The organism is Caldicellulosiruptor kronotskyensis 2002 (assembly GCF_000166775.1).
GTDB lineage: Bacteria > Bacillota > Thermoanaerobacteria > Caldicellulosiruptorales > Caldicellulosiruptoraceae > Caldicellulosiruptor > Caldicellulosiruptor kronotskyensis.
Map to the genome: position 1 here is coordinate 1,751,216 of NC_014720.1, position 14,919 is coordinate 1,766,134.

The 14,919-nt window shown below is 35.6% G+C and carries 18 protein-coding genes; 2 read left to right on the plus strand and 16 right to left on the minus strand.

Annotation, left to right across the window (positions count from 1 at the left end):
• Positions 1-75: 75 nt before the first annotated feature.
• The 10 genes from CALKRO_RS07980 to ruvC all read right to left on the minus strand — a co-directional run bounded on the left by CALKRO_RS07980 (position 76) and on the right by ruvC (position 6,826).
• Positions 76-291, minus strand: coding sequence for a hypothetical protein (locus CALKRO_RS07980; RefSeq protein ID WP_013430529.1), 216 nt, complete (start codon positions 289-291; stop codon positions 76-78).
• A gap of 1,056 nt (positions 292-1,347) precedes the next feature.
• On the minus strand, positions 1,348-1,533 hold the full coding sequence (locus CALKRO_RS07985) for a hypothetical protein (protein ID WP_011917100.1): 186 nt from the start codon (positions 1,531-1,533) through the stop codon (positions 1,348-1,350).
• A gap of 108 nt (positions 1,534-1,641) precedes the next feature.
• On the minus strand, positions 1,642-2,925 hold the full coding sequence (gene obgE / locus CALKRO_RS07990; RefSeq protein WP_041741962.1) for a GTPase ObgE: 1,284 nt from the start codon (positions 2,923-2,925) through the stop codon (positions 1,642-1,644).
• A 104-nt stretch (positions 2,926-3,029) separates the two neighbouring features.
• Complete coding sequence (gene rpmA / locus CALKRO_RS07995; protein WP_013411892.1) at positions 3,030-3,329, minus strand: 50S ribosomal protein L27; 300 nt, start codon at positions 3,327-3,329, stop codon at positions 3,030-3,032.
• Positions 3,313-3,654 (minus strand): ribosomal-processing cysteine protease Prp, encoded by a 342-nt coding sequence (locus CALKRO_RS08000; protein ID WP_013430531.1) that lies wholly within the window; start codon positions 3,652-3,654, stop codon positions 3,313-3,315. The genes rpmA and CALKRO_RS08000 overlap by 17 nt, the downstream gene beginning before the upstream one ends.
• A gap of 19 nt (positions 3,655-3,673) precedes the next feature.
• Positions 3,674-3,985, minus strand: coding sequence for a 50S ribosomal protein L21 (gene rplU / locus CALKRO_RS08005; RefSeq protein ID WP_013430532.1), 312 nt, complete (start codon positions 3,983-3,985; stop codon positions 3,674-3,676).
• Between the two features lie 167 nt (positions 3,986-4,152).
• Entirely contained in the window at positions 4,153-4,689 is a 537-nt protein-coding gene (locus CALKRO_RS08010) for an epoxyqueuosine reductase QueH (protein ID WP_013430533.1), read from the minus strand.
• Positions 4,686-5,702, minus strand: a complete 1,017-nt coding sequence (gene ruvB, locus CALKRO_RS08015; RefSeq protein WP_013430534.1) for a Holliday junction branch migration DNA helicase RuvB — start codon at positions 5,700-5,702, stop codon at positions 4,686-4,688. Before ruvB ends, CALKRO_RS08010 begins: the two co-directional genes overlap by 4 nt.
• A 33-nt stretch (positions 5,703-5,735) precedes the next feature.
• Positions 5,736-6,329, minus strand: a complete 594-nt coding sequence (ruvA, locus tag CALKRO_RS08020) for a Holliday junction branch migration protein RuvA (protein ID WP_013430535.1) — start codon at positions 6,327-6,329, stop codon at positions 5,736-5,738.
• On the minus strand, positions 6,326-6,826 hold the full coding sequence (ruvC, locus tag CALKRO_RS08025) for a crossover junction endodeoxyribonuclease RuvC (RefSeq protein ID WP_011917091.1): 501 nt from the start codon (positions 6,824-6,826) through the stop codon (positions 6,326-6,328). The genes ruvA and ruvC overlap by 4 nt, the downstream gene beginning before the upstream one ends.
• 158 nt (positions 6,827-6,984) lie before the next feature.
• On the opposite strand from ruvC, the gene CALKRO_RS08030 reads away from it, so the two are divergent.
• A complete protein-coding gene (locus tag CALKRO_RS08030; protein ID WP_013430536.1) occupies positions 6,985-7,467 on the plus strand; it encodes a GNAT family N-acetyltransferase in 483 nt (160 codons plus the stop codon).
• A 91-nt stretch (positions 7,468-7,558) separates the two neighbouring features.
• Here CALKRO_RS08030 and melA read toward each other — a convergent pair whose 3' ends face one another.
• Positions 7,559-8,875, minus strand: a complete 1,317-nt coding sequence (gene melA, locus CALKRO_RS08035; RefSeq protein WP_013430537.1) for an alpha-glucosidase/alpha-galactosidase — start codon at positions 8,873-8,875, stop codon at positions 7,559-7,561.
• Between the two features lie 164 nt (positions 8,876-9,039).
• A complete protein-coding gene (gene arfA, locus CALKRO_RS08040) occupies positions 9,040-10,557 on the minus strand; it encodes an arabinosylfuranosidase ArfA (RefSeq protein ID WP_013430538.1) in 1,518 nt (505 codons plus the stop codon).
• Positions 10,558-10,829: 272 nt separating this feature from the next.
• On the opposite strand from arfA, the gene CALKRO_RS08045 reads away from it, so the two are divergent.
• Positions 10,830-11,744 (plus strand): ArsR/SmtB family transcription factor, encoded by a 915-nt coding sequence (locus tag CALKRO_RS08045; protein WP_013430539.1) that lies wholly within the window; start codon positions 10,830-10,832, stop codon positions 11,742-11,744.
• A gap of 62 nt (positions 11,745-11,806) precedes the next feature.
• On the opposite strand, the gene CALKRO_RS08050 is transcribed toward CALKRO_RS08045, so the two are convergent.
• From CALKRO_RS08050 to CALKRO_RS08065, 4 genes are all read right to left on the minus strand, one after another.
• Positions 11,807-12,238 (minus strand): hypothetical protein, encoded by a 432-nt coding sequence (locus CALKRO_RS08050; RefSeq protein ID WP_013430540.1) that lies wholly within the window; start codon positions 12,236-12,238, stop codon positions 11,807-11,809.
• A gap of 71 nt (positions 12,239-12,309) precedes the next feature.
• A complete protein-coding gene (locus tag CALKRO_RS08055) occupies positions 12,310-12,975 on the minus strand; it encodes a DUF2225 domain-containing protein (protein WP_013430541.1) in 666 nt (221 codons plus the stop codon).
• Between the two features lie 19 nt (positions 12,976-12,994).
• The gene (locus CALKRO_RS08060) at positions 12,995-14,371 is read right to left on the minus strand and encodes a VanW family protein (RefSeq protein WP_013430542.1); all 1,377 of its coding nucleotides are present in this window, start codon (positions 14,369-14,371) and stop codon (positions 12,995-12,997) included.
• An 8-nt stretch (positions 14,372-14,379) separates the two neighbouring features.
• On the minus strand, positions 14,380-14,919 hold the full coding sequence (locus CALKRO_RS08065) for a 2-oxoacid:acceptor oxidoreductase family protein (RefSeq protein WP_013430543.1): 540 nt from the start codon (positions 14,917-14,919) through the stop codon (positions 14,380-14,382).

The window sequence follows — 14,919 nt, forward strand, 5'->3', positions numbered from 1 at the left end:
AAATAACACCTCCATTTAAAACTAAGAGGTGAGAAAATTGCTAAATTCTCACCTCTTAATTTGCAAAATAAAATTCTATTTGTTTTTTTCTTGATTTAGTGAATCTACATAAGCTTGATAAAAAGGACAGTTTAAGTATTCCTCAGTGGTGCACATTGCAATGTGTCCCTTTAATAAATATGCAACCTTAGAGTTATTTTCATATTTAACATTCTTAGGATTATGACACTTATAATAATCACCCTGTCTATATACATAGCCGCCATAAAAAGGACAAAATACCTCTGCCATTTTCTAAAACCTCCTTCTCGCATCTAAATGTTTACTTCACTTCACAACTTTTTAACTCTATTTTATAAACTCCCAGTGCCTTTGCTTTTCAAAAACAATTACTGGATAATCAATTTTGCTTACGCCTATATCCCGGCTATCAATTGACATCTTAAACTTTTAACAATAAATACGGTTTCTATTATTTATTAATAATCAAAGTAAAAATCTTAAGCTTAACAAATTTACAACAACGTATAAAAACTCAATGACAGAAATGTTATCATTGTGTTAGTTTCAGCAGTTACAGCAGCAACATTTCTTAATGGAATAGAAATACTTTTTTCTACAGGAATAAAAGAAACAAATTAAACAAACTGAACTTCATCCTATTTTATACAAATGTAAATAAATCGTAATAAAAAAGTAAATTAACAATGGATTGACTCAAATTTTTCTACTACTTCTTTTTTCAATTACTACCTTGCTTTTGCATATAAACCCCCCCTTCTCCCGAACTAAATTATTTTAGCCTTTTGCAAAAACGCTCATGATGAGCGTTATCAAACTTTTTTAAAAATTCAAAAAAGTCTGACCACCCTCCTATAATTGTCGTAAAAATTGTTATTCCTCCAAATACAAGAACCTCTAAAAATACTATACCTACTTTAGCCCATAATATGGTTATTCATGACGATGGTGTCCTTACCTGCAAAAAGTTCAACAAACCTTTTAGACATTACTCTTTCGCTCTCACTTATTCTCGCTCACAATATCTAATTTTACTATCCTAAATAGAATATCAAAAAAACTCAATAAACTCAAAAATTTATAATTAAAAAATTTCTTTGTTTTAAATATACCCATTATTTTGAAACTTGTCAACTATCTTTTTTTTGATATCTTTATATATATTTTCTCAACAAAAATAGACATTTTCTTTAAATATCTCAGTTTTTTTAAATTTGCTCCCCTAATAACTCATAAAAATTAAAATCTTCTCTAACAATTAGTCCCCATAAAAACTAAAACGGCAGAAAGGAACTTGCCTTTCTGCCGGCGTTTTTTTTATTGTCTTCAAACCTCTACTTCTTTTCGAGACCTGCGCCGCTGCTTCTCGTACTCTGGATCCCCCTTTTTCCAACCGCTTCTTACCTTCTCAACCACCTTTTGTTTTGATACATCCACAACAAACCCGTTTTCCTTAAAACAAAAGTATGTGGTATTACCTACCTTGCAGTTCCCACAATTGATGCACTCCATTTAGAAAAGATAACCTCCAAACCTTTTAAGAATTTCTTTTTGCTTGTCAATTATTTTAACCCATTTTTACTGTTTTGTCTATATCCATTTTTATGATAAATCTAAAACTTATTCATAATATTCAAACTCAACATCAAGTATTCTCACAATGTCGCCATCCTGGATTCCCATCTCTCTTAACTTATCAAAGACACCAAGCTTGTTTAAGAAATTTTGAAAATACCTGAATGAGTCATGGTCATTTAAAACTATGTTTCTTGCAACCTTCTCTACAACTGTTCCTTCTACAATATAAACCCCATTTTCTTTTCTGATAGTCAGCGGTTTTACATCCTTTTTCTTATAGTACACAAACGTCCGTGGCTTTGCATCCTCTTCGACGTTTTCAGCTGTTTTTTGCTGCTTCAAAAGTTCATAAGCTCTTTTTAAAACCTCTCTTACACCCATGCCAGTTGCAGCAGAGATGGGATACACTTCATACCCCATCTTTTCAATCTCTTCTTTGAAAAGTTCAAAATACGCCTGAGCATCAGGAAGGTCCATCTTGTTTGCTGCAACAATTTGAGGCTTTTGTGCAAGATCTGGACTGTATTTTTTTAGCTCCTCATTGATTTTTATAAAATCCTCAACAGGCTCCCTTCCTTCACTTCCCGACACATCAACAATATGAATCAAAACCTTTGTCCTTTCAACATGTCGCAAAAATTGATGCCCAAGGCCTGCTCCTTCGCTTGCTCCTTCAATAAGCCCCGGAATGTCGGCAAGAACAAAACTTTCACCCTCGCTAATATATACAATCCCAAGGTTTGGATACTTTGTTGTAAATGGATAGTTTGCTATCTCAGGTCTTGCATTTGTTGCAACGGACAAGAAGGTTGACTTCCCAACATTGGGATAGCCGATGAGCCCAACATCTGCTAAAACTTTGAGCTCCAATATAACCCAAAGTTCATCACCTTTTTCCCCAACCTCAGCAAACCTTGGTGTTTGTCTTGTTGCTGTTGCAAAATGAGCATTTCCTCTGCCACCTCTACCACCGTGGGCAACAATCGCTCTGTCGCCTTCTCGTGACAGGTCAGCAATTATCTCACCAGTTTCAGCATCTTTTATTACAGTTCCAACAGGAACCTTTATTATCAAATCCTCACCGTCTTTGCCGTGCATATTGTTAGGTCCACCGCGCTCACCGTTTTGTGCCTTATAATGTCTTTTGTATTTAAAATCAAGCAGGGTGTTCAGCTCCCTGTCTGCAACAAAAATTACATCTCCGCCTTTTCCACCATCGCCACCTGCAGGACCTCCTGCTGGAACATACTTTTCGCGCCTGAATGCAACTATGCCATCTCCACCGTCTCCTGCTTTGACATAAATCTTTGCTATGTCCACAAACATGAAAATCTCACCTCTTTTAAGAACAACTAAAAGATACAAAAAAAGAGACAAACCTCTTTTGTCAGTTTGCCTCTTTTTGAAAAGCGTTAAACCATAATAGATTTTTATTGAACAGCAACCATTTCTTCAGCTGGAATAACAGACACCACTTTTTTTCCTCTCTTGTTTTCAAACTTTACATACCCTGTTACTAAAGCAAAAAGTGTGTCATCTCCACCACGACCGACATTTTTGCCTGGGTGGAATTTAGTCCCTCTCTGTCTTACCAAGATGTTTCCTGCCAAAACAAACTGACCATCTGACCTTTTAACACCAAGTCTTTTTGACTCGCTGTCTCTTCCGTTTCTTGTTGAACCACCAGCTTTCTTGTGTGCAAAAAGCTGAATGTCAAATATTAGCTTCATCTTCTTTCACCTCCACTTTAACATATTTTGGATATTGAGACTCTAATTCTTTCAACGCTAAATATGCTGTTTGAAGAAGAAGCGAACAGCCCTTTGTTACTTCTTCATTGTTATTTAGCACTTCAAATTCTAAATAGCCTTCTTTTTGTTCTAAAAAGTGCTCAGCTTTCAATATCTCAATGCACCCATTTACATTAGCAAGTACTATTGAAGAGACTGCACTGCACACTATGTCTTTACCTTTCGGAGCAAAATAGCTATGCCCTTTTATAACTATTTTATAATACCCCTTCTTTTGTGATTTTAAAAAGGTAGCTTCAATCATGGTTGGCAGTTTAACTTACTTACTTTGCTATTTTTGTTATCTGAATCTTTGTATACCACTGGCGATGTCCAAGCTTTCTGTGATAACCTGTTTTTGATTTGTAAGTAAATACTATGATTTTCTTATCTTTTGCATGCTCTAAAACCTTCGCTTCAACAAATGCACCATCTACATATGGCTTTCCAACAACAAAACCATCGTCGGACGAAATAGCCAACACCTTGTCAATCTTTACCACAGAATCAACATCAGCTTTTAATTTTTCAACCTTTAAAACATCGCCTTCCTGCACCTTATATTGCTTTCCACCTGTTTCAATTATTGCATACATCCTCTTCTTCATACCTCCTGCTTTTAAGAAATTTTTCAAATCCACATGCACGCCGCTACGGGAGCAATTTACCCTTTGCGAGCGCTCATAAAACAACATTCAATATTATAGCATTGAATATTGCCCATTACAATAGCAAATTTTCCTCAAAACCCTTTGTGTCTTTATTATTTTGTTTCCTTGTAAAACCTCTCTTTTTCGCTGTAAATACAGCCGCAATATTTCTGCATATAAAGTCCTATCTCTCTTGCTTTTTGCCTTCCTTCTCTAAATCCTTCCCTGAAATCTTTATAATAAAATTCAATCTCGTACTTTTTTGAAATGGCTTCTCCAAGTTCTTTTATAAGTTCATGTTTTTGATAAGGACTTACCAAAAGAGAGGTTGTAAAGGCATCAAACCCACTTTTTTTTGCAACCAAGGCAGTTCTTTCTAATCTTACAGAATAACAATAAATACACCTTGCATTTTCTCTAAAAGCACAGTTTCGCAAAAACTCTTCCAAGGGATATTCATCTATCACAATAAGTTTTTTACCTTTCATTTCATAAAAAAGTTTTGCAGAATCCAATCTGTTTTTAAATTCTGTATAAGGATGAATGTTGGGATTGAAAAAAAGCCCAAAAACTTCATGCCCCTCTCCACTTAGCTTTTCTAAAGGATACACGCTACATGGTCCACAGCATGTGTGCATAAGCAGTTTCATTCGGTATCACCACTTTCTTTGAGCTTAAACTTTATCTTTGCTATATGACTTATAGCTTTTTGAGTTGCAACTCTTCCTCGCGCAGTCTTTACCAAAAAACCTTCCTGAATCAAATAAGGTTCATAGATATCTTCAATTGTTCCTTCATCTTCGCCAATAGCAGCTGCAATTGTAGAAAGTCCAACAGGTCCTCCGCCAAACTTGTAAACTATCGCTTCTAAAATGTTTCTGTCAACAAGGTCAAGTCCATATTCGTCCACCTCAAACATCTCAAGACCACTTTTTGCAACTTCATATGTTATACTTCCTGTGTGCTTTACCATAGCATAATCTCTAAGTCTTCTAAGTAGTCTGTTTGCAACCCTCGGAGTTCCTCTTGAGCGTTTTGCAATCTCTATGCATGCTTCTTTTTCTATATCGCACTTTAAAATGCTGGCAGACCTCATAACAATCTGACTCAGCTCTTCAACTGTGTAATAGTCAAGCCTTTCTATTATTCCAAACCTGTCTCTCAGCGGTGATGATAAAAGACCTGCCCTTGTTGTTGCTCCAATGAGTGTAAAAGGTGGCAAAGTCAATCTTATAGTCTTTGCGGACGGACCTTTGCCAATCACAATGTCAACCTTTTTGTCTTCCATTGCAGGATATAAAACCTCTTCGATTGTTCTGTTTAGTCTATGAATTTCATCAATAAACAAAATATTATTTTCACCAATATTTGTAAGAATGGCAACAAGGTCGCCTGCTCTTTCTATTGCAGGACCAGATGTTACTTTTATATCAACTCCCATTTCATTAGCAATGATGTTTGCCAATGTTGTTTTTCCAAGACCAGGCGGACCATACAAGAGTACATGATCAAGAGGTTCTTTTCTTTTTTTAGCAGCTTCAATAAAGATTTTTATCTTTTCTTTCACCTTTTGCTGGCCTATATACTCTTCAAGCATCTTTGGTCTCAATGATTCTTCATGAACATCCTCAACAGAAAATTTATTATCCAGTAATCTTTCCATTTTATTTCATTCCTCTTTGGATTTATTTTTTTCTCAAATCTTTGATAATTTTTTCAAAGCAAGTTTTATTCCATCTTCCAAAGAAAGTTCAGAAAAATCTTCGGATGAAAGAACCTGGTACACTTCATCTATGTCATACCCCAAGGATAAAAGTGCTAAAGATATTTCTTCAAGTTTTTCGTAATTATTTTCTCCTTTACCTGCAGTAGTAGCTACTTTGAACTCTTTTTTGAGTGTCTCTTTGAGCTCAAGAATTATCCTGCTTGCAGTTTTTTTCCCAATTCCTTTTACCTTCTCAAGCCTTGCCACATTTCCCTTTGCAATCTCAACAATAAGCTCTTGAAAGTCTATTGAAGAAAGAATCTGTAGAGCTAATTTGCTGCCAACACCGGTTACCTTCTGTAGCTTTAAAAAAAGTTCTCTTTCTTCCCTTGTCAAAAAACCGTAACATTCAAGCTCTGATAAATTTTCGTTAAACTTCAGGCTAACATACACTCTCTTTTCTTTGCCTAAAAATTCAGAGAATTTTGTGCTATTACAAAATATTTTTATGTATATGTTATTGTAATTGAGGATAACATAATTATTAAATACCTCTTGGATGGTTCCCACAATAGAATCTATCATACTTCATCCTCCTGATAAAGTACCGAAGAGCTTGACAGTATATGACACATCGCAACAGCCAAAGCATCTGCAACATCATCTGGCTTAGGAATTTCAGAAAGACCAAGTAGACTTTTTACCATTTTTTGTATTTGAGTTTTATCTGCTCTACCATATCCAGTTATGGATTGTTTAACTTGCAAGGGGGTATATTCGTAAATGCTCAGGTTATTCTGAATACATGTGAGAATAATCACACCTCTTGCCTCACCAATTGTGATAGCAGTTTTTGAGTTTTTACTGAAAAAAAGTTCTTCAATTGCAACAACGTCAGGCTGGTACAGCGAAATTATGCTACAAAGCTCAGTATAAAGATGTAAAAGTCTCATCGACTTTTTGAGACTGCTCGAAGTTTCTATTCTGCCATAGTCGATTACTTTAAACTCTGAGCCATTTTTAGACTCTATAATTCCATAACCAGTCAGCGCAATCCCAGGGTCAATACCAAGCACTCGCAACTTTTCTCAAATCCTTTCTCTATATTTCGAATTTTTAACCCCTACAAACATTGATTCTTTATTCATTTTAGCACAATTTAATTTTTTTATCCACAAAATATCTACTTGCATTTTTATTCTTTTTAATTTATAATTATGCAGTAAAGGAGGAAAGAATAATGGAATTTGTTGTTCGAAGAGCAACTTATGATGATGTAAAGGCTATAAAAGAAATAACAAAAGAGGCGTTTACAAAGTATTGTGAGCTTGCAGGTATTGACCCTGCCAAAAATGCAGCTGTGAGTGAGACTGAAGAGGATATAAAAAGGGATATTGATACCAAAGAGGTTTATGTTGCTTTTATGGATGGAATAATTGTGGGCACTATTAGAGTAGAGATATTTCCTGACAAAACAGCGTATATAAGCAGGTTTGGAGTAAGACTTAACTATCAAAACAACGGCGTCGGCAAAGCACTTATGAAGGTGGTAGATGAAAGACTAAAAGAGCTTGGGGTCAAAAAGGTTTATCTTCACACAGCTTCAAAGGTTCGCGACCTTGTTCGATTCTATTATGCAAGAGGCTTTTATATTGTGTCAACTTCAAATGAAAATGGGTATATTAGAGCACTTTTGTGTAAAGAGTATGATGAAGAAAACTAAAGGGCTTTGCAAAGTTCATTGTAACATGGGAATTTTGAGCTTCTTGTGCATGCAAAGCCCTTTTTGACTTTAATTTCTATATTAATCAAAATTACCTATAAAACTTTTCTGGCAGCCATTCTTTTTCAGCTTCAAACATCTCGTCTACCATCTGTCGTATTTCATCCAAATCTAAAACTGCACTTGTGAGAGGGTCCATCATAATTGCATGATAAACTGCTTCCCTATCACCTGTCAAAGCAGCAAGAACAGTTAGCTCTTGAACGTTTATATTTGTTCTATTCAAAGCTGCAAGCTGTGGTGGTAGATCTCCCACATAAGTTGGCTGAATACCATTTTTGTCAACCAAGCATGGCACTTCAACACAGCATCCTTCAGGCAAATTTTTTATCAAACCCTTGTTCTCAACATTACCATTTATCACACTTGGAGTATTTGTCTCTATAGAATGGATGATAGTTGCACAATATTCGTTACTTCTTTTCGGGTCGATGTAGTCTGCCTCTGCCATTTTTTTTAGGTCCTCAAGCAAAGTTTTCGCAGCATCTAAGCAGCAATGCAAATACATACCATTGTAATGTTCTTTGTGCCATGAATGTGTTCTATGGATTTTATTTATCCAATCGTCGCTCTTCCTAAAATAGGGAACATATTCAGACATGTGAAAACTTGACTCTGAAACATAATATCCAAAATGTTTTAGTATCTCGAACTTGGTAACATCCTGGGTATAAATCTCGGGGTCATTTGCTTTTTCTCTTATAAGAGGATACGCATCTTTCCCACTCCACTCAAATTTTAAAAACCACGCCATGTGGTTTATACCTGCGCATAAGTATGAAACCTCTTCCATTTTTGCACCAATAATCTTTGCTAAAAATTCAGCAGTTCCTTGAACACTATGACAAAGCCCTACATTTTTTATATTCGTAGCCTTATTTAACGCCCAGCAATTCATTGCCATTGGATTTACATAATTGAGCAAAAGTGCGTCAGGACACAGCTCTTCCATGTCCTTTGCAATGTCAAGTAAAACCGGTATTGTTCTAAGAGCTCTGAAAACTCCACCTGGACCTATTGTATCGCCAACTGCCTGTTTTACACCGTATTTTAGAGGAATGTAAATGTCATACTCGAAAGGTTTTAAACCTCCAACCTGTATTGTGACAATAACATATTTTGCACCTTTTAAAGCCTCTTTTCTATCAGTTGTAGCTTCAAGTTTAGTAGGATACTTTTCCTGTTCAATGAGCTTTTGCAGAGCTTTTCTCATAAATTCAAGCCTTATACTGTCAATGTCCATAAGCGCTATTGTAGAGTCTCTTAGCTCTGGATATGACAAAATGTCTCTTACTAAGTTCCTTGTGAAAACTCCACTTCCCGCCCCTATGATAGCTATTTTGAGCATACCCTCATCTCCTTCCATGAATATATCTTTTATTTTAACCTTTCGGCCGCTGTATTTAAATTCTTATAATTTTGAAACTTCTATCAGATTTTATAAAACAAACAAGACAGCTTCTTAAATTTTATACTCTTTAAGAAGCTGTCTTGCTTAGCTTTGCAATGCAATTAATTTTCTTTCTTCTTTAACCTGATAACATTCCATGAGAATTTGGGCAATATGGATGTTAAAACATTGCCTTCTATCTTTGAATTTCCACCTTTGTGGGGCACAACATTGTCAGGCTTATCTTGAGTGTTTCCTTTGTAAATATCATCACTTTCATATACAATGTGCTCCACAACCTCAAAGCCTTCAAAACCATCAAGCTTAAATTCAACTTGCATCTCCTCTTCTAAATCTCTGTTGACTGCAAAGACTGTTATCTCATTCTTTTCCTCATTGTATGTTGCAACTGTTTCAATGTATGGAACATCAGTAAAGTCTTTTGAGTCATACTTAGGAGAATTTACCTTAGGAAGCAGTGCTACTCCATGTCCAAAGTTTGCAGCATGCATGAAAGGATAGTAGATTACCTGTCTGTAAGCAATTCCACCCTTTACAGTGGTAATTGGGGCAATTACATTTACAAGCTGTGCCATGCACGCTATCTTGACTCTATCACAGTGTTTCAAAAGCGCAATCAGCATGCATCCTACCAAAATTGCATCTTCGAACACATAATCTTCTTCTGCAATAGCACGAATTTGAACCCAGGGTTCTGCTTTCTGGTCTTTCCCCTCAAGGTGAGCATGGTACCATACATTCCATTCGTCAAATGAGATATTGACAACCTTTTTGCTTCTCTTTTTAGCCTTTACATAGTCAATTGTTGATATAACTGTTTTGATAAACTCTTCCATTTCAAGCGATTTTGCAACAAAGTTCTTTGTGTCCTTTTCAGGATTTCCATAATACACATGTAGAGAAACATAATCTACAAGGTCATATGTGTGGTCCAAAACAATTGCTTCCCACTCAGGAAATGTTGGCATTTTGGGCCCTGAGCTTCCCGCTGCAACAAGCTCAATACTCGGGTCTACCCACTTCATAACCTTTGCTGTCTCTCTTGCAATTCTGCCATACTCATGGGCTGTTTTATGCCCTATCTGCCAGTCACCATCCATCTCGTTCCCAAGACACCATACTTTTATGTTGTGTGGCTGCTGATAACCATGCTGACGTCTCAAATCACTATAGTATGTGCCGCCTGGGAAGTTGCAATACTCAACTAAGTTTCTTGCAGCGTCAATTCCTCGTGTGCCAAGGTTTACTGTCATCATAACAGAGGTGTTTGCTCTTTTTGCCCATTCAATAAATTCGTTCACACCAACCTCATTTGTCTCAATTGCTCTCCACGCAAGCTCAAGTCTTCTCGGTCTTCTTTCTTTTGGGCCAACACCATCTTCCCAGTTATACCCCGACACAAAATTGCCGCCAGGATATCTTACAATAGGAACATTAAGCTTGCGAACAAGTTCTAAAACATCTTTTCTAAACCCCATTTCATCAGCCTGCGGATGGTCTGGTTCATAGATTCCTGTGTATATTGCTCTTCCCATGTGTTCCAAAAATGAACCGTAGATTTTCTTGTCTACTTGCCCGATTACAAACTCCTTATCGTAGATGACTTTTGCTTTTTTCATATATTTCCTCCTTTGATATTATTTTTAAAACTTTTTTAGGCAAATTTTCTATATACACATTTTTATTTAATCTTAATTAAAATATTTTAGTTAGATTATATAGACAGCATTCAAAAAAGTCAAGTTCTTTATTAAAACTTTTAATAAAAACTTGTATACATACAAGTTAACTCAGTTTAAATTCGTAAGTTTTTACTTGTTTCTTGCAAATTATTTTAAAACCAGCTAAAATAAAAATGTTTAAATCTATAAAAAAGGGTGGAATAAAAATCATGAAACAAATAGACAATCTCAAAGAAGCAAAAATACTTTTTGAAGCTTTAGCTTCTGATGCAAGATTAGAAATTATAAGCCTTTTGAGTAAACATCGTGAAATGAATATGAATGAAATTGCGCAAAAACTTGGACTTACAAATGGCGCAGTTACTCAGCACATGAAAAAGCTAATTGCTGCTGGGATTGTTACAATCAGTGCGGCTGCAGGAAAACATGGCAATCAAAAGATTTGCCGTCTTGTTGAAGACAAAATAATTATTAACATTGTCACAAAGCATCCTCAAAAATTATATGAATGCGAAATCAAAGTTGGTAATTATTCTATCTTTGAGGTTTATCCAACCTGTGGACTTGCTACAAAAGACAAGTTAATCGGAGAGGTAGATGACCCCAAATACTTTGCTCATCCTGAGCATGTTAACTGTGATATTATCTGGTTTACAAAGGGTTATGTAGAATATATAATCCCCAATTTTCTGCGCCAAAATCAAAAGGCTGTTGAAATTCAGATTTCATTTGAAATTTCTTCAGAAGCCCCAGGTGTCAGTGAAAACTGGCCTTCAGATATATACTTTTACTTAAATGGAGTTGAACTTGGTTACTGGACAAGTCCAGGGGATTTCGGAGGAGAAACTAAAGGAATCTTTACACCTGACTGGTGGTTCCCTAACTGGAACCAGTATGGACTTTTAAAACTTCTTTCAGTTTCAGAAGATGGGACATATATAGACGGATTTAAAATTTCTAATGTCACTATAAAAGATATTGATATCGAGTCCAAAAATGAAATAAGGTTTAGAGTTGCTGTGCCTGATCACGCAAAGAACATTGGAGGAGTTACTCTTTTTGGAAGAAACTTTGGAAACTATGACCAGGATATAAAGTTCCGAATATTTTATGAAGAAATTTAAACAAAAGAGGGGAATGTTCCCCTCTTTCGAGCTCTCAAGCTTTTAATTACTTTCTATGTAAACTATGAAGCTCTCACAACTCTTTTTAAAAATCGAATATCAATTTCATGCTCAACTGTCATGTCACGTAAATACTCAAACCCTTCTTTTAATCTTCCTGTCTGCTGCTCTAAATTGTCAAATCTCTTGTACACCTCATCTCTGAACATAATCATCTCTGTTCGAAATTCAGTCAAGAATGCAACCTGATCATATACAGCGTTCATTCTTCTTGTCAGTTCTTTGTTACTTTCTTTTAATATAACAATATCTTGTTTAATAACCTGAACATCTTGCTCAAGCTTTGCAACTCTTTGCTCAACCATATCAAGTCTCTGCTCAACCATATCAAGTCTTTGCTCAATCTTATCTAATCTTTTCTCAATAGTATCAAGTCGCCCATTAATCTTTTCAAGATTTGCAATTATAGCTTGCAAAATATCATTTTCTAGCATTTTTGCCTCCTGAGTTTTCAAATTTTATATAAAGATTATATCATATTTCTTCTACCAATTTTTCTTGTATTTTATCCCATATCTTTCATAAGCTGAATTTGATCTCTTGCAAGTTCGAGAATATGAGGATTGTTTTTTGCTTCTTTGCTGGATATAAGCTTTGAAAACCATTTTCTTGCCTCGTCAAGGTCACCTACTCGTCTTGAAAGCTCACCTATCAAATACATGACCGTTGCCAAATCTATTTCATCAGCTGACCCTTCTTCATGTTCAAATGCATCCTTATATGTTTGAAGAGCAAGTCTTTGAAATTCAAGCTCTTTTTCTTTATCATGACTTAGTCTGTAGAGCCATGAAATTCTCAGCAGAATTCCTGCAACCTCATATTTGTTGATTTTTTTCTTAGACGTTGCTGTTATCAAAGCAAGCTTATATAGCAGAATAGCATCATCTACTGTTCTTTCAAATGGAATCTCTCTTTTTACCCACTTTGAAGCAACCTTTTCTTTTAATGATTCTACATCCCATTTTGTAAGTTTCCCAAAATTTTTGCTAAGCGCTGCATAACCGCATTCCCCGCAGACTATAACATCATATAAAAGAGGGTTGACGCCCTTGTAGTAAACACAAAGGTCAGTATCCCGGCTCTCTACATAAATTGCTGAACTTTTTACAAATGGTGCTTTGATTATGCTACCACATACAGGGCACTCTAATGTCTTTTCATAAATGTCCATTTTTCTTATCCTCTCCCTTTTACTCATAAACAGATGAAGAGACAGTCTCTTTTGCTTTTGTTCCAACCAGGATCACAGCATTTACAGGTTTATAATAGTCATATGACAGAAGCTTTCTTTCTATTAACCTGCCATCTTTATAAACAAGCATATAAGTTTTTACCTTTAAGCCATTCTGGGGTTTATTGGAAAGCTTTTCTACTCCTTGAGGAAGTGTTGGATCATTTTTGTAGACTTTTTTATAAGGTACCCTTTCAATTATTTCCGATTCGAATTTGACAATTTCAGCCTTATGATTGTTTTTGCCATAGAGGTTGACTGTCACAGTATTTTTGGAAGTATAACTTTCAACATAGATAGGCGCATTTGTTGTATTTTTGAATTTAAAATCTATTGAACCTGAAGCAATTGTTGCATCCCTGCCAGGTGGCACGTACGAAATTAGAGCTGAATGTGGTGCTCTTTCCACAACCTTCAGCTGGGCCATCAAAACTGCATTGTACATAGTGGTTGCTATTTGACAAAGCCCTCCACCAACACCGTCTACAAACTCATTATTGACAATAACTTTTGCAATTTTAAAACCATTCTCGACTGTTACAGGTCCAATTACCTTTGACAGCGAAAATATTTCGCCCGGCATCACTAAGCTACCATTTATCTTTTTGGCAGCTACCCTTATATTTTCGCTTCTTGCAACATTTGAACTATCAAACTTTGTGGTAAATGAACCTATTATTTCTTTTACTTTTGATAGCTCACTTGCTGTGATTCGCGGAGTTATTTTTAAAAATCTTGCATAAACCTTGCCTTCTTGCTTGTTTTTAATCATGTCTTTTAATTTATTCAAAAGATAGCCATAATCAAGTTTTTTACCTATTCTCTCTGGAGTTATAACAAACTGGTCTCCTACTTTTTTGATACTTGCATTAACAGGCGATTGATAGTATGTGTTAAAAAGTTCATCTACAAACTTTTTGAGTTTGTTTTCATCATATTCGAAATTAAGTCTTATGACCACCGGATTTTCATAAACCTTTTTTATTTCTTTGAACCGTGTTGCAAAATTACCCTTTCTGCCAATTGAATATGCCTTTTCTACTGCCTTGTCTATATCAATCTTTATTCCAAGAGAAGAATACTCAAGAAAATAGCTTTTGTCTTCAACTATAACTTCAATTTTTTTGTTCTGCAGTGGCTCAAAATAAGTCTTTTTTAAAAGCTCAAGAGCCTCTTCTGTGGTAAGTCCACCCAAATGAACACCCTCAACATAAACACCTTTATAAATCCTATCTGTATCAAGAACTTTCGTAACATTGGTATAAAGAGTATATCCCAGAACTGTGCTTGTTATCAAAAGCACCACTACAATCCCAATTAATATAAACCTTTTCACCTCAAATTTTACCCCCGTCCAGCAATTGCTTCAAAGCCCTTTTCAAGAGCCAAACAGTTTAAATTATAAATTTCTTCTGTTTTTGAAAACTCTCTTAAAACACCTTTTGCCTCGTTAACTGAAAAGTTTTGTTTTATTGCCAAATATGCACCAAACATTACGATGTTTGCAACTCGAACATTCCCTACACTTGAAGCAATCTCAGTTGCCGGAATATAATGAACATTTATATCATCTCTATTTGCACAGATATCCACAAGAGAACTGTTCACAAGTAAAAGCCCACTTTTTTTTATCGCAGGTTCAAATTTTTCAAGCGATGGTTTATTTAAAACAAATAATGTATCGGGATTGAACACAACAGGAGAACCAATCATATCACTTGAGATTATAACACTGCAGTTCGCTGTCCCACCCCTCATTTCAGGTCCGTACGACGGAAGCCATGACACATTAAACCCCCTTTTCATTCCAAGATGGGCAAATACCTGTCCTAAAAAAAGAATACCCTGCCCACCAAATCCTGCAATTAATATCTCCTCTGTCAT